Source organism: Psychromonas algicola (genome assembly GCF_004378355.1).
In the GTDB taxonomy this organism is placed as follows: Bacteria; Pseudomonadota; Gammaproteobacteria; order Enterobacterales; family Psychromonadaceae; genus Psychromonas.
Map to the genome: position 1 here is coordinate 1 of NZ_SNUB01000026.1, position 20,555 is coordinate 20,555.

Here is a 20,555-nt window from a genome sequence, read left to right on the forward strand (position 1 = left end):
TGTGTATTTTAGTTTTTATCGATTAGGTTGTATTGACCTTGAATCAAGTAAAGACTATTGGACGGTAAAAGTGTAACCCATGTATGTTTAATAAAGTGTTACCTATGAACTTGACTGTACACATCCAACTAAAGAGGGGAAATTAATTAAGCTATTATTTTATTTATTAAGTCCTCCAAAACAGAGGGTTATTTTAAGAAGTCAATTAGGCCAGTTACCAGTGTAATTGACGTAACCCTTTTATCAAAAATAAAAGGGTTACTAAGGAGTGACTAAAAATTATTTATGCTTTTGCATAATTGTACGTTCTACATCCTCCAATTAAGTTACGAGCTTTATAACCATTATTAACCAATTGGCGATAAGCAACATTGCCACGTAAACCAACCTGACAGTAGATGATTACTTCTTTGTCTTTTGGTAGTTCATGCATTCTTTGGCGTAATTGGTCCACAGGAATATTTAACGCTTCACCAATACAACCTGTCGCTTCTAATTCACTTGGATTACGTACATCAAGTAAAATTTGTTGATCGGTTAAATGATCTATTTCATCAAAATGAATAGGTTTCACATCACCAATAATGATGTTCTGAGCTACAAAAGCCGCTTGATTGATCACGTCCTTTGCGCTACCAAAAGGAGGCGCATAAGTTAATTCTAGATGTTGCAGTTGCTCGACTGTCATTCCCGCTCGTTGTGCTACGGCCATAATATCAATACGTTTATCAATACCATCTTTACCCGCCGCTTGAGCACCTAATATTTTCCCCGTACTAGGATCAAACAACATTTTAAAAGAAACAATTTCAGCACCAGGATAATAACTTGCATGACTTGCGGTATGCACATACACCTTTTCGTAATTGATGCCATCACGTTTTAATTGCTTTTCATTTTTACCCGTTGATGCAATCGCCATATCAAAAATCTTACAAATAGCCGTTCCCTGAGTACCTTGATAGCTTTGATGGCGACCTAACATATTGTCTGCAGCGAGTCGGCCTTGGCGATTTGCAGGCCCAGCTAATGGCACAACCGTTTGCGCGCCAGTGACAAAATCTTGCTCTTCAATTGCATCACCAACGGCATAAATAGCAGGATCATTAGTTTGCATTTGAGCATTTACTTTAATGCCTCCTAACTCGCCAATTTCCAAACCAGCTTGTTTTACTAAAGCCGTTTCAGGGCGAACACCAATGGCCATAATTAATAATTCAGTATTAAGCTTTTCACCGTTATTTAAACTCAAGGTTAAATGGCCATATAGGTGTTGATGAGTCATTTTTTCACCGGCATTTATATTAGCGACAGATTCGGAAGGAACAAACTCAACACCTTCAAGTGCCACACCTAAACGTAAATCAATTCCTTTATTACGAATTTCTTCATGTGCAAACCCTGCTATTTCTTTATCCACAGGAGTCATCACTTGGTCTGCCAATTCAATGAGGGTGGTTTTAATCCCTAATGCATGAAAGGCTTCCATCATCTCTAAACCAATAAAGCCACCACCTACAACGGTTGCATGCTCTACTTTATTTTCACTCAATGCATGCAGGATTTTATCCATATCAGGAATATTGCGTAGAGAAAAAGTCAATGGATTTTGGATGCCAGGAATAGGCGGCACAATGGGGCCAGCCCCCGGGCTTAACAATAAAAAGTCATAGCTTTCAGTATATTCACTATTATCAACAAGTAAGCGAATGGTAACTTGTTTATTAACACGATCGATACTGACGACCTCACTTAATGGGCGAACATCAACGTTAAAACGCGATAGAAAACTTTCAGGTGTTTGTAATAATAAATTACTTCTTTCCTTTATCTCGCCACCGATATGATATGGCAATCCACAGTTAGCAAAAGAAACAAACGGACCACGCTCAAACATAATAATTTGTGCATCTTCACTTAATCGACGAGCTCGAGCGGCTGCTGATGCCCCACCAGCAACACCACCGATAATCACTATCTTAGTCATAAACTATTTACTCCAATTTTAAAAAATATTTTAAATTCGATCTATTTAAACCCCATTTTTTTCAGAACGATCACGGCTGGGCAAAAATGTGTAAAAGCACTTTGGAATAAATTCAAACCAACAAAAACAGTTAACCAAACAAAGTTAGGATGAACAAACTGAGTTAATAAGACTGAAAGTAACACCATACTTCCTGCAAGCGCTCTAATCCCATTGTCAATTTTCATGATATTTTCCTTTACGTATAAATGAGAATTCAATTACTAAAAACATTAATTAAGCAAATACTAATACAATAAAACCTAATAAACAATTAACTAATTTAATTTAATCTAATTAAAACTTTACTAATTTAGTCTTACCAGTAAAATAAAATAAAATGATGCAACCATGATGAGAGAACATAATGGAATTAAATAAAATGAGAGAAACCGCAACAGAGGTTGCTGAGATATTAAAAACAATGGCACATTCAGAGAGATTAATGGTGCTTTGTCAATTAGTTGATGGAGAAGTTGGAGCGGGACAACTTCAAGAAAATTCAACTTTAAGCCAATCAGCTTTCTCGCAACACTTGAGTGTATTGAAAAAAAATAACCTAGTAAGAATACGAAAAGAGTCTCAATCCGTATTTTATAGCTTAGCGGATAAACGCATTGAATCGCTGATCGCTAGTTTTTATACCATTTTTTGTGACCAATAATTTAAAGAGAAATATATGGAATTTACAATCCCTTGGGCATCCCTATTTGGGGGCATGTTACTCGGTTTATCTGCTGCATTACTAATGTTATTTAGCGGAAAAGTTGCAGGTATCAGTGGCGTAATAGGTGGTTTATTAAACCCACAAAAACATGAATCTAGTTGGCGAGCGGCTTTTTTAACTGGCATGATTTTAAGCTTACTGATTGTGACTCCCTTAGGTTTTGCCTTACCGGATATTAGTGATAAAAACATTTTGCTGGTTTCATTTGCAGGTTTATTAGTTGGGTTTGGAACTCGCTTAGGTAATGGCTGTACCAGTGGTCATGGGATTGTAGGAATGGGACGTTTTTCTAAACGCTCTATTTATGCGACCAGTGCCTTTATGGTCACTGCAATTACAGTGGTATTAATTCGCCGCTTGTTAGGAGAGCTATGATGAACCACTCTAAAGCAAAGATAATTCGTATTATCACAGGTTGGGTATCAGGTGCATTATTTGGTAGTGGAATGATCATCTCAGGTATGGTGGATCCCAATAAAGTCATTGCTTTTTTAGATATATTCGGAGATTGGGATCCTAGCCTTGCTTTTGTGATGGGAGGAGCATTATTAGTCTTCACTCCTATCTATCATCTTATTATTAAAAAGCGAAAGAAAGCGGTGAATGGCGATCTATTTACATGGACAAGTAATACAAGCGTAGACGGTACACTTATTTCTGGCGCTGTTATTTTTGGTGCAGGTTGGGGATTAGCTGGTTTTTGTCCTGGCCCTGCGATGGCAAGTATTGGCGGTGGAAGTAATATTATTTTAGCTTTCACCTTAAGTATGATTGTTGGAATGGTACATGCAAATCAATATCTTGCTGGGCGTCTTCCATTACCCATTGTCGGTTACCGTAAAAATATTTGTGCAATTACATCAGAAGTAGCAGCAGGCTCAACAACCACACCAAGTACAAGCAAATAAGAGGGTATTATGCAAAACCAACCAGCAAAAGGTTTAGTTTCTAAGGTAATGAATAGTTTTTTTCCACCTATTCTCATTTTACTTACTTTATTGGTTGGTGCAGCCTCTTTATGGTTAACCCCTAAAGAAGAAGATCCTCAAATCGTTGTGCCGATGGCCGATGTGCTAATTGCAGCCCCAGGACTAAGTGCAAAACAAATTGAAAAACAAGTCACAGAGCCTTTAGAAAAACTAGTCAGCCAAATCGATGGCGTTGAATATGTTTACTCATCATCAATGGAAGGTAGCGCACAAATTATAGTGCGTTACTTTGTAGGCGAAGATCGTGAAGGTGCGTTGGTTAAGTTGTACAACAAACTTTATTCCAACCAAGATAATATTCCAGCTTCGATTACCAACTGGATCATCAAACCTGTTGAGATTGACGATGTTCCAATCGTTGTAGCCTCACTTTATTCTACATCACCCGATACAATAGGGAGTTATGAGCTACGTCGTTTAGCAGAGCAGACCACACAAAGATTAAAAGCTTTAGATGATACCAATATAGTTAATGTACTGGGCGGGTCTCCTCGTCAGGTAGAAATAATATTAGATAGCAATGCCATGGCAAGCCGCCAAACCACGATTGAAGATCTACAAAATGCAATACAACTCACCAATGCAAAACAAGATGCAGGTATAACGCATCAAAATGGCAAGGTATTTAAACTCGAATCAGGACAGTTCTTTCAATCAGCTAACGAGCTTAATAAGTTAATCGTTAATGTTATTAATGGTAAGCCAGTTTATCTGCAAGACATTGCGACTATCAACGATGGCGAGCCAGAAGCAGAATCTGATACTTGGATGCAATACGGCAGTGCAGAAAGAGAAGTGAGTCAAGTCTATCCAGCAGTATTCATCTCAATAGCCAAACAAAAAGGTGCCAATGCAGTTACCGTTGCACAGGATGTATTGGATGAACTTAAGCTTATCCAAAAAACACAATTTCCTGATAGCGTAGAAGTTAATATTATTCGTAACTACGGCCAAACAGCCGACAGTAAAGTCAGTAACCTTATTTCAAGTTTAGGTATCTCAATTTTGACTGTAGTTGTGTTTATTGGTTTATTCCTAAATTGGCGCAGCGCGATTGTCGTTGGCATTGCCATTCCGATTAGCTATGGCGCAGCATTGGGATTAGATTTAATGTTGGGCTATTCAATTAATCGAGTCACTTTATTTGCTTTGATCTTAGCACTGGGTTTAATTGTTGATGATCCAATCGCTTCGATTGATAACATAGAGCGTTTCCTAAAACGTAAAGATTTAACTCGTTCAAACGCCATAGTATTAGCAATGGCTGAAATCCGTAGTGCTTTATTGATGTCTACGGTCGCGATCGTTATTGTATTCACCCCTATGTTTTTTATTACTGGGATGATGGGCCCTTACATGGCACCACTTGCATTCAATGTTCCTATTAGTGTGATATTCAGTACTTTTGTTGCTTTTATGATCACCCCTTGGTTAGCTAAAAAAATCTTAAACCAAGCACAAGATAGCGGTCATTATCAGATCGAAAACTCTTTGTTATTTAAATGGTATGAGAAATTATTAGCCCCATTATTGAACAATAAAAAATACAGTTGGGCCTTCCTTGCTGTGGTTGCTTTCCTGTTTTTAGCAGCAGCGCTATTGCCAGCATTGCGCTTGGTACCGCTAAAACTATTACCTTACGATAATAAAGACGAATTTCAACTTGTGTTAAATATGCCAGAACAAACTAGCTTTGTGGATACATCTAATGTTTTACGTGAGTTTTCAGATCACTTAGTGACAGTGCCTGAAGTTGCTTCTGTTTCTGCATTTTCTGGCATTGCTTCGCCAATGGATTTCAATGGCATGGTGCGCCATTACTTTATGCGTAGTCAACCTAATCAAGGTGAACTGAGAGTTGTATTAGCAGCAAAGAATCGTAGACAGCATCAATCCCATGAAATCGTCACCCGTTTAAGAGATGAGTTACAAGCCATTGCAGATAAACACTCAGCTCATATCGAATTGGTGGAAGTACCACCTGGGCCACCTGTTGTTGCGACGATAACGGCAGAGCTTTATGGCAAGGAAACAACAAGTTATGAATATCTTCAAACTCAAGCATTAGTGGTTGCAGAACGTTTAAAACGTGAAGATTCAGTACGAGAAGTCGATACGAGTATTCAAGGTCAATATGAAAGATGGCAATTTGTTGTTGATCGTGAGAAAGCGGCTCTTTCAGGTATTTCAGTAAATGATATTAACCAAACGATCAGTGCCGCTAACCAAGGTTTAACGCTAGGTTATATGGAAGCGGAACGAGAAGTAAATCCGCTTCCAATTAGCGTGCGTTTAGCAAGTTCAGATAGAGATCAACTTGATAAGTTATTATCACTTTATGTACGTGGGCAAGCTGGCATTAATAAATATGAGATACAAGGTTCTTTAATTGATGCTCCACAACCTTTAGTCCAGTTATCTGAGCTAGGAAAGTTTGTAAAAAGCCAAGTACAACAACCCATTTTTCATAAAAACCTTAAACCTGTTGTTTATGTTTACGCTGAACCTGTAGGGCGAGTACCCGGTGAAATTGTCGCAGATATGTTCGCAGATCAAGATGCGCCTGTTACAGATAATCGAACTCCCGTAGAAGATCGTAACTACTTTAATAATGGAGCAAACGATAGTTGGTCATTAGACAAAGACATTCACATTGTTTGGAGTGGCGAAGGTGAATGGAAAATCACTATTGATGTATTTCGTGACTTAGGGATTGCCTTTGGCGTGGCATTGGTGGGAGTGTTTATTGTGATGTTAATTCAAACAGGATTACCTATGGTGTCAGGGATCATTATGCTCGCAATACCATTAAGTGTAATTGGTATCATGCCAGGATTCTGGATATTAAATAGCCTTGGTGAAAATATCTCAGGTTACAGTAATCCCGCTTTATTCACGGCAACGGCCATGATTGGCATGATCGCACTTGCTGGTATCGTCGTGCGAAACTCACTGGTATTGGTTGAATTTATTCAACAATCCTTAAAAGAAGGTATGCCATTACAAGAAGCGTTAATTAAATCAGGAGCCGTACGAATGCGCCCTATTTTGCTAACCGCTGGAACGACCTTATTAGGCAATATAGTGATCACGCTAGATCCAATATTTAACGGTTTAGCTTGGGCTGTCATATTTGGTATTACAGCCTCCACTGTCTTTACACTATTAGTGATTCCAATTGTTTACAACCTTGCTTACAAAAATGTCGAAGGACACGGTCTCCCACAAATTAAGGAAGAAAAATAATGAAAGCATTTAAAGGCCTATCCATACAGAAAATGCCCAAACCTGTTTTAGGCGTTATTCTATTTTCAGCATTAGCTGTATTATTTTTATTTATGGCAGGTGTATTTACGCCTAAATTATCAGAGAAAAAAATACACAGTAACCATCAATTTAACAACCTTAAAACACAGGTTTTATTGCAACAAAAAGTACAAAAACAACGTGAATTTACAGCAACGGTTGTAGCCGATCAAAAAGCAATCTTAGCTGCACGTTTAACTGCAAAAATAGCAGAAGTATTAGTGGATGTTGGCGCGCAAGTTAAGCAAGGAGATATCCTCATTCGTTTAGAAAGCACAGATCTTGATGCGCGTGTTAATCAAACAGAACAAGCTTTATCTTCTGCGCAGTCACAACTTAATATTGCACGCAAGCAATACGATAGAGCGCAAGCCCTATTAGTAAAAAAATTGATTTCTCAAGCAGATTTTGACCAAGCAGAATCACAACTTAAAACAGCCAATGCAAACTTTAAACAAGCTAAAGCAACGGTGAAAGAAGCTGAAACAACCTATGGCTTTAGTATTATTACCGCGCCCTTTGATGGCATTGTAAACAGTCGCTCGATCAACGTTGGCGATACTGCAACCCCGGGCATGAACTTACTGGGTTTATATAATCCAAAAACACTTCAACTTGAAGTAAACATATCAGAATCGTTACTGAGCAAAGCAAACTTGGGCAGTATTTTAAATTACCAAATACCAAGCTTTGATATTAAATCACAGGGTAATGTCGTCGAAGTTTCTCCAGCGACAGATAGCACTTCTCGTAGCTTTTTATTAAAAATAGCATTACAACCTACAGAGAAGTTATACCCTGGAAGTTATGCACGCGTGTGGGTCGATTCTGACACCGCTGAACAACTTATCGTTCCAAGTGAAGCAGTTTATCAAGTTGGTCAACTAGATTATGTAAAAGTACTAGAATCAGGTGAAATTAAAACGAAACTTGTACAACTTGCTGATAATTTTCAAGTACGCAAAGGATTAAACAACGGAGATGTGGTTTTATTAAATCCATTAAGTTATCAGTAAATAAAAAGCCTCTATTTATAATAGAGGCAATTTTTTAGACATTCATTTAAGACCAAAGAAGCTCGATAGACTCCCGGCGAGCAAACAAAGCTATGTGATGATTGATAATGGCTTTTTGCTGTTCAAGAGCATGCTCACTTGCTGCTTTGCATTCAAAATTAAGTTCGTCTCCTTGTGAGTTAACTTTCATCTTCGTCATCCCCACATCAAAATAAACAATACCTTGAAAATCATCCCATTCTGCCTCAACTTTTCGAGAAAAGTGTCGACACAGCACAGTTAGGTATTTCACTGCATGTTCGGATTTAATAACGGAGTAAGTGATGTAAGGTAACTCTTCTTTTGGTAAATGATTAACTTCTGCTGTTTCCAGTTTTATATTCATTATTATTTCTTATTAAATTTTAGTTTAAAAATTATCGTAATATGAGGCGTACAAAAAAGAATAAAACGATAAGTGATCAAAGTTTGAAAATGCAAAAGCCCACTTAGCTAAGCGGGCTTTTATTTCATAAATTGAATGGTTTAGAATTGATAAGCAACTGACAGTTTTACATTGCGACCAGGCTCATAATCGTCAGTTGTAATTCCTCTAGCAAGCCCTGTTCTTGATGCATGAGAGACATATTCTTCGTCGAAGATATTATCAATGCCAAAGGTTACAGAAAGCGCTTCCATATCAGCAGGTAGCCATTGAGCATAAAAGTTATGAACATTGTATGCAGCTTTATTTGATGCCCCATCCAAAACATTGTCTTCTTCAAGTACAAAAGTTGAATTCCAGCCAAATAAAGTATCTATTGAATCAAGATAATAATTAACAGTTAATGCGATACTATCTCCCATATCCGTACTAACATTATCACCATCATTAACAGCTAAACCAGAATCACTGTATTCACTATCAGATTTTGCATAAGCCAATTTACCAGAGAACTGTTCATAGCTATAAGTAGAACTTAATTCAAAGCCTTTAGTTTCTACATCACCGCTATTTTCAATAGTAAGGTAACTATAATCGGAAGCATAGGTCTCTACGATATAGTCATCTATATCGGTTTTAAATACAGTAAAGTTAACACCATAGCGATGTGCTCCACTTAGCTCATTGTAGCTAAACCCTACTTGAGTATTCATCCCTGTTTCTGCTTTGATATCATCAGCTAGATAAGCTGTATATTGATCCTGAACGAAAGTCTCTATTAACTCAGGTCCTTTAAATAAACTTCTAGTATTGGCAAAGATTGACCAATTATTGTTGATTTTCCAGTCACTACCTAATGACCAGGTTACATCGTTATAATCCGTTTTACTAGTTTCGGCATAACGACGATAATCATCGTATCTAAGTCCCGTTGTAATGGATAATGCATCCGTTATATAGATTTTATTTTCAATAAATATTCCCGTTGATTTAGTTGATTCTTCCATATAATCAATGCCATCATAGGCACTGCTACTTGTTTGATTAATATAATCAAGACCGTAAGTTAATTGATTATTCAAATTTGCAACTGAAAGCTCAGATTGAAAGGTTGCATTCAAACCAGTGTTATTATTTGTTGCTGTATTAACAGAGTCACGCCCCGTCCAACCAGTTTCTGTTTCATCACGTTCAATTTCAGTTTCTGTTGAATACAAGGATACTTTTCCGCTATGTTTTTCTGTATTTAACTCATAGTTTAAGGTGATCGTATTACGATCATAAACAGTCGGTAATAAAACATCAGTAAAGTATTCGCTTGCTTCACCATTCATATCAGGGCGGGCGCTATAATCACCTTCATCATGATAAAAATCATAAGCAAATTCAAAGCGATGTATTGGCGATAGATCAAAACCGACTTTAACCATAGTATTTTTAATATCACCTTCAGCACCAAAGTTTTCAGTGCCCGCACCGTCCGTTGTATTTCCATTACTGACATAATTGCTATACAACATAGTATCAACTTGTTCTGTTAATTGACCATAAGCAGTAACAGAACCTTGCTGACTTGCATTAGTTGCATAACCCGCATGAAGACGAACACCAAATTTTTCATCAAGGTTAAGTAGATCTTTGCCGTCTTTAGTTTCAAAATAAACAGCACCCGCTAAACCATTTTGTGCAACAGAGTTATTACCCACTTGTATATCCGCTGATTTTAAAATATCAGGGTTTAATGTGAGGTTACCAATATGATGGAACATATTGGCATGTTGAGAAGCGCCGTCTAAACGAATATCGATATCAGTTTCATCGAAACCACGGATATTAATGCGTTGATTTAATGAATGCGTTCCCCCTACATCGACACCTGGAATATCGCGTAACAAATCAGACATATGATCGGCTTGTTTAATTGCTAAATCATCTGTCCCAATAGATTCTGAGCTACTAGATACTTTAGTGCCCCAAACGACAACCTCTTCTGTCGATATTTCATCGGCAAAAGCACCATTTGATAACGCTAAACCTATTGCTAAGCAAATTAATGATTTTTTTTGATTATTGATATTAACTCTTTTCATGTTACTCTCTTTCAATGCAAATGATAATGATTCGCAAGAATAGTAAAGTTTATACTGGGAAAGAGGAAGATTAATAACCTATGCAAAATCGCATACTTATTATGAGAAATCGCACATGAGCAAAAAAACACTAAGTTCAATACAAGCAGAAAAAACAAATAAAATCACGCTGACACAACGCATTGAAAGCACAGAAAAACAATGGATTATGAGCCGAGGTCTGAAACAGAATGCTCCATTGATCGAAGGGTGTTTTTTATCCTCTAGTTTCAATAATGGCTTTTCTATTTGTGGTGGTAATAGTGATGAATTAACAGACACAACGGTTGTTTCTGTGGCACCCACAGCTTTGATTGTAACTATCTTATTACAAGGAAAATTAAGCTTTGGTTACGACGATCTAATTTTTGACCTAGACTCTTCTACACAAGCATTAGGCGTGGCAGTTAACCTTACAAAACCAGCTAATTTTAGACGCGATATAAGGCAGAGTAACCACGTAAAAAAACTTCATCTAATGTTTACTCCTGAATGGATACGGACCAGATTAGGCAATCACTGTAGTATGACTGAGTTTACTCAACTGCATAAAAACAATACAACATTTGCAATTACACCTTCAATATTTGAAATGGCAGCAAAAATACTATCATCACCCTCTCCAAGTGAATTTTCTGAATCAGTTAAGCTAGAAGCTATGTCATACGGGCTTTTTTCTGAAATAATTGAAGTGTTAATACAGAGTACAAAGTTACAGTCGAATTTAATTAACGCTCAAAAATATGCAGTTAATGCAAGTAGACTCAAAGCCCCCAAACACACAAATAAAAAAACATATAGAACAATTGAAGATATCGTGGGCTATATTGAAGCAAATTTAGATCAAACGTTATCACTTGAAAAAATAGCAGAAAATTTTTCAATGAGTGCTTCTAATTTACAGCGAATATTTAAGCAAGAATTAGATTTAACGGTAAATAGTTATATCCGTTACCGTCGCCTAGAAATTGCTAAATATCATCTAGAGCAAGGATTAATGGGCGTTACCGAAGCTGCATATGAAGCAGGCTACCATCACCCAGCGAATTTCACTCATGCCTTTAAAAAAGAATTTGGTCACCCACCAACCCTTTTTGTAAAAAACTAACATTTTCGTATCAAAATGATTTTAATGTTTAATAAAAAAGATTTAATAATCACTAAAACGAATCGTTTTATATCAAGTCAATTTACTCGCTCCATTTCTTAAAAAGAGTTTTTTTAAAGTAACTCAATAAAAATAGCTAGTTGATATCTTAATCTAAATTGAGTTATATTCGCCGAACTAAATGATAACCATTTATATTAAGGGTAAATATGAATATCAAAACAAGCCTCTTTTTTATTAGTCTTATTGCTTCTGCTTCTTGTTTTTCCGCAGAAATAAAAATATCTCATCAATTAGGTACAGTGACATTAGAATCCACACCTCAACGAGTTGTTGTGATTGGTTTAGGTGCTTTAGATGCATTAGATGCTTTTGGTATTGAGCCAGTGGCGTTAACCAAAGCAACTCAATTACCTAGTTACTTATCCAAATATAAAGATAAAAAATACGCATCTTCGGGTAGCTTGTTTGAACCTGACTTTGAAAGTATCTATAACCAAAAACCAGATATTATTATTGTAGGAGCTCGCGGAGCTTCTAGTTACAAAGAGTTAAGTAAAATAGCGCCAACTCTTGTTTTCACGACTAATGAAAAAATGGGCTATTGGGAAAGTACTCAACAGCAATGGCGAAACTTAGGCAAAGCGTTCAATATTGAAAACAAAGTAGAACAAAAAATTAATGCACTAGAAAAAGAGTTTTCAAAAATACGCCAATATAATAAAACCCATGATCTTGATGCGCTAACCGTTATGAGTTCAGCAAGCAACGTAACAGCTTTTGGTAACCAATCACGATTCTCAGCTATTTACCAAGATTTTGGATTTAAACAAACCGTTAAAAATATTAAATCTTCAAGACATGGTGATCTTATTTCCTATGAGTTTATTAGTAAATCGAACCCGTCTATCTTGTTTATAATTGATAGAGATAAATTGGTTAATAAAGGTAAAAGCACAACCAAAGAAGACTTTAATAATGCACTTATTAAAACAACTCAAGCTTATCAAAACGACAAAATCACCTTCCTAGATCTAAATGCATGGTATTTATCCATTGCAGGTGTGACTGCTACAGAGCAAATGATCAAAGATATTAAGAACACAATCAACCTTGATTAATTTTACTGTTAAGCGGAGATTTAAACGTTGAAGATATGGCTACCTATTGCGCTTGTAGTGAGCTTGTTTACATTAAGCTTGTCTTCGCTTTTTGTTGGTGTCGCTAATTTAACTTTAGTATCACTAATGAATGGTAATTCCGAGTATTGGGAACTTTTATTTTTAAGCCGAGTACCAAGATTATTTGCCATTTTACTAGCAGGCTCAGGGTTAAGCATTGCAGGTTTGATCATGCAGCAAATCAGCCAAAATAGATTTGCAGCACCTTCTACATCAGGCACGATCGAGTGCGCTATGCTCGGTTATGTATTGAGCTTAGTTATTTTTGGTGATGGTAATAATATTTGGTTTATATTCGCAAGCGCGATGTTAGGTACTTTAATTTTTGTTCAATTCATTCAGCGTATTCAATTCAAAAATGTTATTTTTGTTCCTTTAATCGGTATTATTTTTGGTAATGTAGTGCAATCTGCTGCAAGCTTTATCGCCTATAAATATGATGCGATACAGAGCATGTCTGGCTGGGGAGTGGCGAACTTTGCCAATATTCTACAGGGTGACTTTGAGTTACTTTACATTGCTATGCCTGTCGCTCTTTGTGGTTACTTATATGCAACACGCATTTCAGCGGTCGGTATGGGTAAAGACTTTGCAACCAACTTAGGGTTAAATTATCAGCAGGTTCTTATACTCGGTGTCATACTCGTTTCAGTCATGTCAGCTTCAGTGGTTATGATTGTTGGGGAATTGCCTTTTTTAGGTTTAATTGTACCTAATTTAATCAGTCACTATTTTGGTGATAACCTAAGAAAAAACATTCCATTAACGGCATTATTAGGCGCATTAGTTGTATTGGTCTGTGATGTTGCAAGTCGCTTAATCATCTTTCCTTACGAAATCCCAATTTCAATGATCATTAGTATTGTTGGCGGTAGTATTTTTATCTTGTTAATTTTACGAGGTCAAAAGCATGCGCGATAATTCAAAACTCATTGTGCTATTAATAATTAGCTTCATTTTTATAGGTTTGTTTATTGGACTTGGTTTAACTGCTGATAACTATCAATACTTTCTATCAAGACGCATTCCAAAAGTATTAGCAATTGTGCTCGCAGGCATTGCTATTGCTCAGTCGTCACTCGCCTTCCAAACTATTACGAACAATCGAATTTTAACGCCTAGCATTATGGGATTTGATTCACTTTATCTTTTAATTCAAGTTATTATTGTTGTTGCCTTTGGTCGTTTCAGTGCACTGATTTTAAATGACTATATAAACTTTGCCCTGTCAGTCGTTATTATGATGGGGTTCTCTCTGCTTTTATTTGCTTTTTACTTTAGAGGAGAAAAACAAAACCTCATTGGTTTATTGTTATTAGGTGTGATCCTTGGGCAGCTATTTTCTAATGTGTCTTCATTTTTTATAATGCTGATGGATCCTAATAACTTTGCTGTCGTGCAATCAAACATGTTCGCTAGCTTTAATAATATCAATGTAGATTTGGTTTACCTATCCACGCCTTTGCTCATTTTAGTAGTGCTTGACTTATATCGAATGCATCGCCAACTCGATGTTTTTTGGCTAGATAAAGATAACGCTATCAGTCTTGGGGTTGATGTTCAGAAAGTAACAATGCGTGTACTTGTTTTATCAGCCACCTTAATCGCAATCTCAACGGCTTTAATTGGCCCAATTATGTTCTTTGGCTTATTAGTCACCAACCTCACCAGAGAGTTATTTAGCACCTACCAACATAAAGTGTTATTGATTGCTTGCTCATTATTGTCCATTGCTGCGCTATTAAGTGGTGAGTGGATTGTGGAGAATCTATTTAATTTTTCCACAACACTTAGCATTGTCATTAATTTTATAGGCGGAGTGTATTTCCTTTCCATGCTACTTAGAAACAAAGTGAATTAGCGCCATGATAAAATTAGAGAAGTTAAGTAAAGTTTTTTCAGAAAATAAAGTTATTAATAATGTCACTACTGAATTTGAAAAAGGCAAAGTGACTTCCATTATTGGACCAAACGGCGCAGGAAAAAGTACCCTTTTGTCCATGGCCAGCCGTTTAGTTAATAAAGATAATGGCTTCGTTTATATTAATGGCAAAGAAATATCAGATTGGGACAATAAAGATCTTGCTAAGAAGTTAGCTGTTTTAAGGCAATCAAACAATGTCACTATGCGTTTTACAGTTCGAGAAATGGTTTCATTTGGCCGTTTCCCTTACTCACAAGGCAAACTAACAAAAGATGATTTAGCAGTGATTAATAATGCACTTAAATATTTAGACCTCATTAAAATTCAAAACAAATATCTTGATCAGCTCAGTGGCGGGCAAAGACAGTTAGCTTACATCGCGATGGTTATCGCACAAGACACCGACTCAATTTTCCTTGATGAGCCCTTAAACAACCTTGATATAAAGCATTCATTACAGATCATGCGCAATATTCAAAAATTAGCGCATGAAATGAATAAAGCGGTTGTTGTAGTGATCCATGATATTAACTTTGCAGCTTGTTATTCCGATGTCATTATCGCTTTAAAAAAAGGAGAAATAATTGCGAGTGGTAAAGTAAAAGACGTTATTCAAGCAGATGTGCTAGAAAGTATTTATGAAACACCATTTAACATCGTTGAAGTTAATGGAAAACGTATGTGTACTTATTATTAACACCTTACCGTTTATCTAAAACCTTTAAATAAACGATAAGACTTGATTATTCGTAACATTAAAGTCCGTCAGTTTATTCGACTTTAAACTTTAAAGTTAAAGAATTTAATGCCCCAGCAATATCATCAATTTCTTCAGTTGTTTTAGAAACATCTTTAACAGAAATTAAGTTTTCAGCAGAACTATCATGAATAACGGTAATGCTCTTACTTATTTCTTTAGATACGTTGGATTGCTCATTAACAGATGAAGCAATAAGCATACTCATTTCTAGAATATGGCTCATTTCATCATTCATTAAAGTAATTAAATTTTCAGTGTCTTTTGCATCATTGACTGTTTTATCACATATAGTTCGACTTTCTGACATTGCTTGTACGGCGCCCTTTGAAGCTTCTTGCAAGCGCGTAATCATATTATCAATATTAGTTGTAGACTCTTGAGTCTTTGAAGCCAAACTTCGTACTTCGTCAGCAACAACAGCAAAACCACGCCCATGGTCTCCAGCTCTAGCAGCTTCAATTGCCGCATTTAAAGCGAGTAAATTGGTTTGCTCAGCAACACTTCGAATAACATCTAATACGGTACCAATATCATATGACTCTTTTTCTAACGTTTCTATCACTTTTCCTGCATCGGAAAGCTGTCTATCTAGCGTGCCCAACTCAACAATGGTTTCGCTTAATTTATTTTTGGCATCATCTGAAGATTTCTGTGCAGCTTTTGCTGAAGCTTCAGTTTCTGATGCGCTTTGAGAAACTTCATTAATACTTGCAGACATTTCCTCTGCTGCAGCTACCACCATTTCGATACTGTCTTGTTGTTCCTCAAGATTTATTAATGTTTGAGAGCTTAGAGAATTTGTTTTTTGGGCGACTTGAACTAAGTCATGGCATCGGCCAACCACTTCCTTCATTAAACTTAATAAGTTATTAGACATCTTCCGCATCGAACTATAAATACTATTAGAGTTTACAGTCGTTGCAAAATTAACGGTTAAATCACCCTCAGCGATAGATTCAGAAATAAGCTGCATTTCGCTAGGTTCACCACCTAAAGGTTTTAATATTGAATTTGAAACCCAAATAGCAACTCCCAAAATCAATAATGTACATACTGATAACTCAATCAGCATTTTCAAATACAAACTATCAGTTACTGCAAGCGCTTCCGCATAATCCATTTCACTAATTAACGCCCAATTCAAACCATAAATACTCAATGGCATATAAGCTGAGAGTACTTTGTGATTATTAAAATCCATAATAGTTTTTGTGCCAGTTTCTCCATTTAAAGCAAGATTAGATGATTCAGTATTAACGCCATTATTTTCAACATTGCCGGCAAAAGAGGCATTAATTGAATGAGTTTCAGGATCTAGATAGGAATCTGAGCGCATTAAATGATCTGGCCCAACTAAATAACTCTCGCCACTTTCACCTAGCCCTTCTCGATGATGCATTACTTGATTAATTTTATCTACTGACAACTGAAGTGCTAAAACAATTTGTCCTTGAGGAGTATTGATAGGTAAACCAATAAAGCCAGCAGGGGCGTCATTACTTGGAGCATAAGGAGCAAAATCTGACATAGCAAAACTCCCTTTATTTACAACCGCTTTAAATAAATCGGCTAGATTAGATGTTTTAAATGCCCCTGTTAATAAATTGGTTTGATAATCACTTTCTTTAAAGGCGCTATAAAATATCATTCCTTGCTGGTCAATTAAGAAGAAATCATAATAACCAATAGTTTCAATCATTTGATTAAAGTACGGGTTAAATTGATGAGCGCTATCAATTAATCCTTTCTTAGAACTGAAATCAAGTAAATTAAACACCGTTCCAGCTAAAACATTAATATCGGCCTCTCTAGCTTGAAAGTACTCTTCAATTTGGACTTTTTTAATATCTCGAATAGTAACTAACTTAGTAAGCACTTCTGTTTCTATCATAGATTTTGACATGAAGGTGCTAATTATTCCAATCGCTAAGGTAGGAATTAAGGACACACATAAAAACGTAATAAGTAACTTTTTCTTTAAATTCATAATAATTCGCCTCTGAGACTTTATTGCTTATTTAAAGCTAGGCTAATAATTAAATTTTTTAGAAAACACCTTTAGATATTTAACAAAAGTGTAACAGGGTTCAAAGAAACCAAGCTAATTCAGTTTAAGTTTACAATTCAACTACTTATTATATAGATATAGGTAATAGTAATCAGTTTCAATACAGAGTGTTGACATAACAAAGTAAAGGCAAGTGGAAAAAGTTAAGAATTTAATAGAGGTATTAATATTGCAGCTATTCCAACCCCCCGCCTTCATAGCTGCAATATTAACTATAACGATTTTTGTATCACATTCCTTCTAACTCTTCGTGTGCGTCCCAAGCAGAAAGAATGGTAGGTGCAAGCTAGATACAAAAATAACTACGTGAAGTTATATACTCACGTTTATCGCCAACAAATTAATGATAATGGATATCATTAAGATCTGTCAACAATTAAATGCAATTTATTTTCAATAAATGAATAAAAAAGCATCCCACTTTCTTAAGAAAAACAAAAAAACACTTAAATTCAACAAGCTAGGAAAAAACTAAATAGTTAAATTTCCTTAAAATAATAAATATAAATAAGCTTCAATTCGATAAGAATCCATTTATTTAAATTATTTCGGTCATAAATAACAAAACTGACATTAAATGTAATGAATAAGAAAATTAAAAGTAAATTAAACGTGATAAACACTCAAAATGAACTAGTCTAATAATGATTATAATTATTACTGGCTTTTCTGGGGAAATAAATGGAGGTAAACAAAAAACAAACATTGGCGCCTACCGGTAAAATACATGCGATACATTGGCTCATTATTTTTCTTTCAGTTCTACTCACATTCAGTGCTTGGTATTATTCTCAGTATCAAGTAAAACAAAAACTTGAAATTAAATTTGAACGAGAAGCTGAGCAGGTTGTAAGCCTAGTAAAAGAAAGAATGGCGCTTTATGAAAATGCACTGAAAAGCGGCGTTGCCTATATGGATGCTCTGGATACAGATGTAAACTTAAAGCAATGGAAAGCTTATGCAAACAGTCTGCAAATTGAAGTCAACTATCCAGGTATAAATGGCCTTGGCGTTATTTATAATATTCAACCAGAACAACTGGCAACGTATCTCAAACAACAAAGAATATTGAGACCTAATTATAATATTCACCCTTACCACACTAGAATCGAATATTGGCCAATAACTTATGTCGAGCCGGTAGCATTAAATGAACAAGCAATTGGATTAGATGTTGCCTTTGAACAAAAACGTTACGCTTCAATCACGGAAGCGCGAGATACAGGAGAGAGTCGACTCACCGCCCCTATTACATTAGTTCAAGATCAAAAAAAGACTGCTGGATTTTTGTTGTACACTCCCTTTTATAAAAATGGCATGAAACCTAACAACGCGGAAGAACGTCGAGAAAATATAATAGGCGTTATTTATGCACCTTTTATTATGAAAAACTTAATGGAAGGAACCTTGGCAGAAAAAAACAGACACGTCAGTCTAAAAATAAGCGATAAAGAAAACTTATTGTTTGATGATGCTGCAGATAACAATTCCATAGAAATAGATAAAACCCCTCTTTTTAGCAAAGATATTAATATGGTTTCATATGGTCGAATTTGGACATTTTCAATTCAATCAAATATAAGCTTCGAAAAAGATACGACTTTAGATCAGTCTTCAATTATTCTTATTGGAGGACTCATCATTGACGCATTATTACTTCTCTTGTTTTTATTCCTTTCCAAAGCAAATAGACAAGCTTTAACCTATGCGAATCAAGTAACGCTTGCTTTAGAAAGTAAAGCAGAACATTTAGAGAAATCCAATAAAGACCTAGAACAATTTTCCTATGTTGCGTCTCATGATTTAAAGTCTCCATTGAATGCAATTAACCAACTCGTTAGTTGGATAGAAGAAGATTGTGAAGAATTATTACCAATAGCCTCAAAAAAACATTTAGCTTTATTACGACAACGTAGTAGACGCATGATGAGATTACTTGATGATCTCTTAGATTACTCGCGCTTAAACCTTAAGCCTGTCGCTAATGACATAGTTAACTTACACCATACAACACAAGATATTATGTTGTTATTAGAAAAAAGTAATAACTTTCGTTGTATAGCACCACTTATCGAAATCAGTATCCCATTAGCTCCTTTTGAAATTGTATTAAGAAACTTAATATCAAACTCTATTAAACATCACGATAGAGAGTCTGGATATATAACAATTACCTATCAAGACAATGATGAATTTCATGTCATCGCGGTTGAAGATGATGGTCCAGGTATTCCAGAAGCGCTACATGAAAAGGCAATGGAGATGTTTCAAACACTAAAACCTCGAGACCAAGTTGAAGGCAGTGGAATGGGGTTAGCAATGATCAAACGTATCGTAGAGAACTACGAAGGTAATGTAAAAATAACATCAGATGGGCAAAGAGGTACAAAAATAACAGTACAATGGCCTAAAGAAATCAAAATCATAATAGATTAAAACTAATGGAATAGAGGCAATAACATGGATAAAAAATCTGAAGATGTCACTTTATTATTGATTGAAGATGATGACATTGATGCAATGACAGTCGAGCGTAGCTTCATCAAACAGCGTATCGCCAATAAGGTCATGCGAGCTTACGACGGGATAGAAGCTTTAGAAATGTTAAGAAATGGAATGGTGTCTCGGCCATTAGTCATTTTACTGGATCTACAAATGCCTAGAATGGGCGGCATAGAATTTTTAAAAATATTAAGAGCAGACAAAGAGTTAGCCGACTTAGTTGTCTTTGTTTTAACAACATCAAAATCGGAGTCGGATATGTTATCAAGCTACAGCCAACATATTGCAGGCTATTTTGTTAAAGGCGAAGTCGGCGAAAAGTTTTTAGGGATTGTTGATGTATTAGAAAGTTATTGGAAAATCGTACATTTACCAAAATAATCGAGCCCCTTATT

17 protein-coding genes are annotated in these 20,555 nt (G+C 35.9%); 12 read left to right on the plus strand and 5 right to left on the minus strand.

The features are described from left to right. Positions 1–283 precede the first annotated feature (283 nt). Entirely contained in the window at positions 284–1,987 is a 1,704-nt protein-coding gene (locus E2R67_RS12355; protein ID WP_134291266.1) for an FAD-dependent oxidoreductase, read from the minus strand. Between the two features lie 41 nt (positions 1,988–2,028). Continuing rightward, positions 2,029–2,214 (minus strand): YgaP family membrane protein, encoded by a 186-nt coding sequence (locus tag E2R67_RS12360; protein WP_134291267.1) that lies wholly within the window; start codon positions 2,212–2,214, stop codon positions 2,029–2,031. Positions 2,215–2,393: 179 nt separating this feature from the next. On the opposite strand from E2R67_RS12360, the gene E2R67_RS12365 reads away from it, so the two are divergent. From E2R67_RS12365 to E2R67_RS12385, 5 genes are read left to right on the plus strand one after another with little or no spacing between them, the layout of a single operon-like run. After that, a complete protein-coding gene (locus E2R67_RS12365) occupies positions 2,394–2,690 on the plus strand; it encodes an ArsR/SmtB family transcription factor (RefSeq protein ID WP_134291268.1) in 297 nt (98 codons plus the stop codon). 15 nt (positions 2,691–2,705) lie between these two features. Beyond that, a complete protein-coding gene (locus E2R67_RS12370) occupies positions 2,706–3,128 on the plus strand; it encodes a YeeE/YedE family protein (RefSeq protein ID WP_134291269.1) in 423 nt (140 codons plus the stop codon). Next, positions 3,125–3,661, plus strand: a complete 537-nt coding sequence (locus tag E2R67_RS12375; protein ID WP_243837014.1) for a YeeE/YedE family protein — start codon at positions 3,125–3,127, stop codon at positions 3,659–3,661. Before E2R67_RS12370 ends, E2R67_RS12375 begins: the two co-directional genes overlap by 4 nt. Before the next feature lie 9 nt (positions 3,662–3,670). Further along, positions 3,671–6,988, plus strand: a complete 3,318-nt coding sequence (locus E2R67_RS12380; protein WP_208379527.1) for an efflux RND transporter permease subunit — start codon at positions 3,671–3,673, stop codon at positions 6,986–6,988. Next, complete coding sequence (locus E2R67_RS12385) at positions 6,988–8,064, plus strand: efflux RND transporter periplasmic adaptor subunit (protein ID WP_208379528.1); 1,077 nt, start codon at positions 6,988–6,990, stop codon at positions 8,062–8,064. The genes E2R67_RS12380 and E2R67_RS12385 overlap by 1 nt, the downstream gene beginning before the upstream one ends. Before the next feature lie 46 nt (positions 8,065–8,110). Here E2R67_RS12385 and E2R67_RS12390 read toward each other — a convergent pair whose 3' ends face one another. Both E2R67_RS12390 and E2R67_RS12395 read right to left on the minus strand, forming a co-directional pair. Next, complete coding sequence (locus E2R67_RS12390; protein WP_134291270.1) at positions 8,111–8,449, minus strand: DUF2218 domain-containing protein; 339 nt, start codon at positions 8,447–8,449, stop codon at positions 8,111–8,113. 140 nt (positions 8,450–8,589) lie between these two features. Further along, the gene (locus tag E2R67_RS12395) at positions 8,590–10,578 is read right to left on the minus strand and encodes a TonB-dependent siderophore receptor (RefSeq protein ID WP_134291271.1); all 1,989 of its coding nucleotides are present in this window, start codon (positions 10,576–10,578) and stop codon (positions 8,590–8,592) included. A gap of 115 nt (positions 10,579–10,693) precedes the next feature. On the opposite strand from E2R67_RS12395, the gene E2R67_RS12400 reads away from it, so the two are divergent. From E2R67_RS12400 to vctC, 5 genes are all read left to right on the plus strand, one after another. Then, complete coding sequence (locus tag E2R67_RS12400; RefSeq protein ID WP_134291272.1) at positions 10,694–11,725, plus strand: helix-turn-helix domain-containing protein; 1,032 nt, start codon at positions 10,694–10,696, stop codon at positions 11,723–11,725. A gap of 209 nt (positions 11,726–11,934) precedes the next feature. Next, a complete protein-coding gene (locus tag E2R67_RS12405) occupies positions 11,935–12,846 on the plus strand; it encodes a siderophore ABC transporter substrate-binding protein (protein WP_134291273.1) in 912 nt (303 codons plus the stop codon). A gap of 27 nt (positions 12,847–12,873) precedes the next feature. Next, positions 12,874–13,827, plus strand: a complete 954-nt coding sequence (gene vctD, locus E2R67_RS12410) for an iron chelate uptake ABC transporter permease subunit VctD (protein ID WP_279587495.1) — start codon at positions 12,874–12,876, stop codon at positions 13,825–13,827. Next, entirely contained in the window at positions 13,817–14,767 is a 951-nt protein-coding gene (locus E2R67_RS12415; RefSeq protein ID WP_134291274.1) for an iron chelate uptake ABC transporter family permease subunit, read from the plus strand. The genes vctD and E2R67_RS12415 overlap by 11 nt, the downstream gene beginning before the upstream one ends. Positions 14,768–14,771: 4 nt before the next feature. Continuing rightward, a complete protein-coding gene (vctC, locus tag E2R67_RS12420; RefSeq protein ID WP_134291275.1) occupies positions 14,772–15,527 on the plus strand; it encodes an iron chelate ABC transporter ATP-binding protein VctC in 756 nt (251 codons plus the stop codon). A 73-nt stretch (positions 15,528–15,600) separates the two neighbouring features. Here vctC and E2R67_RS12425 read toward each other — a convergent pair whose 3' ends face one another. Further along, on the minus strand, positions 15,601–17,493 hold the full coding sequence (locus tag E2R67_RS12425; protein ID WP_243837015.1) for a methyl-accepting chemotaxis protein: 1,893 nt from the start codon (positions 17,491–17,493) through the stop codon (positions 15,601–15,603). 846 nt (positions 17,494–18,339) lie between these two features. Here E2R67_RS12425 and E2R67_RS12430 point away from each other — a divergent pair. Together E2R67_RS12430 and E2R67_RS12435 are read left to right on the plus strand one after the other, a co-directional pair. After that, entirely contained in the window at positions 18,340–20,094 is a 1,755-nt protein-coding gene (locus tag E2R67_RS12430; protein ID WP_134291277.1) for a CHASE domain-containing protein, read from the plus strand. Between the two features lie 24 nt (positions 20,095–20,118). Further along, complete coding sequence (locus E2R67_RS12435) at positions 20,119–20,541, plus strand: response regulator (RefSeq protein WP_134291278.1); 423 nt, start codon at positions 20,119–20,121, stop codon at positions 20,539–20,541. The last annotated feature ends 14 nt before the right edge of the window (positions 20,542–20,555 follow it).

What these genes read in the sequence shown, in the direction of transcription:
- E2R67_RS12355 (WP_134291266.1), bottom strand. Translation starts at nt 1,987, where the DNA reads ATGACTAAGATAGTGATTATCGGTGGTGTTGCTGGTGGGGCATCAGCA.
- E2R67_RS12360 (WP_134291267.1), bottom strand. Translation starts at nt 2,214, where the DNA reads ATGAAAATTGACAATGGGATTAGAGCGCTTGCAGGAAGTATGGTGTTA.
- E2R67_RS12365 (WP_134291268.1), top strand. Translation starts at nt 2,394, where the DNA reads ATGGAATTAAATAAAATGAGAGAAACCGCAACAGAGGTTGCTGAGATA.
- E2R67_RS12370 (WP_134291269.1), top strand. Translation starts at nt 2,706, where the DNA reads ATGGAATTTACAATCCCTTGGGCATCCCTATTTGGGGGCATGTTACTC.
- E2R67_RS12375 (WP_243837014.1), top strand. Translation starts at nt 3,125, where the DNA reads ATGATGAACCACTCTAAAGCAAAGATAATTCGTATTATCACAGGTTGG.
- E2R67_RS12380 (WP_208379527.1), top strand. Translation starts at nt 3,671, where the DNA reads ATGCAAAACCAACCAGCAAAAGGTTTAGTTTCTAAGGTAATGAATAGT.
- E2R67_RS12385 (WP_208379528.1), top strand. Translation starts at nt 6,988, where the DNA reads ATGAAAGCATTTAAAGGCCTATCCATACAGAAAATGCCCAAACCTGTT.
- E2R67_RS12390 (WP_134291270.1), bottom strand. Translation starts at nt 8,449, where the DNA reads ATGAATATAAAACTGGAAACAGCAGAAGTTAATCATTTACCAAAAGAA.
- E2R67_RS12395 (WP_134291271.1), bottom strand. Translation starts at nt 10,578, where the DNA reads ATGAAAAGAGTTAATATCAATAATCAAAAAAAATCATTAATTTGCTTA.
- E2R67_RS12400 (WP_134291272.1), top strand. Translation starts at nt 10,694, where the DNA reads ATGAGCAAAAAAACACTAAGTTCAATACAAGCAGAAAAAACAAATAAA.
- E2R67_RS12405 (WP_134291273.1), top strand. Translation starts at nt 11,935, where the DNA reads ATGAATATCAAAACAAGCCTCTTTTTTATTAGTCTTATTGCTTCTGCT.
- E2R67_RS12415 (WP_134291274.1), top strand. Translation starts at nt 13,817, where the DNA reads ATGCGCGATAATTCAAAACTCATTGTGCTATTAATAATTAGCTTCATT.
- vctC (WP_134291275.1), top strand. Translation starts at nt 14,772, where the DNA reads ATGATAAAATTAGAGAAGTTAAGTAAAGTTTTTTCAGAAAATAAAGTT.
- E2R67_RS12425 (WP_243837015.1), bottom strand. Translation starts at nt 17,493, where the DNA reads ATGTCAAAATCTATGATAGAAACAGAAGTGCTTACTAAGTTAGTTACT.
- E2R67_RS12430 (WP_134291277.1), top strand. Translation starts at nt 18,340, where the DNA reads ATGGAGGTAAACAAAAAACAAACATTGGCGCCTACCGGTAAAATACAT.
- E2R67_RS12435 (WP_134291278.1), top strand. Translation starts at nt 20,119, where the DNA reads ATGGATAAAAAATCTGAAGATGTCACTTTATTATTGATTGAAGATGAT.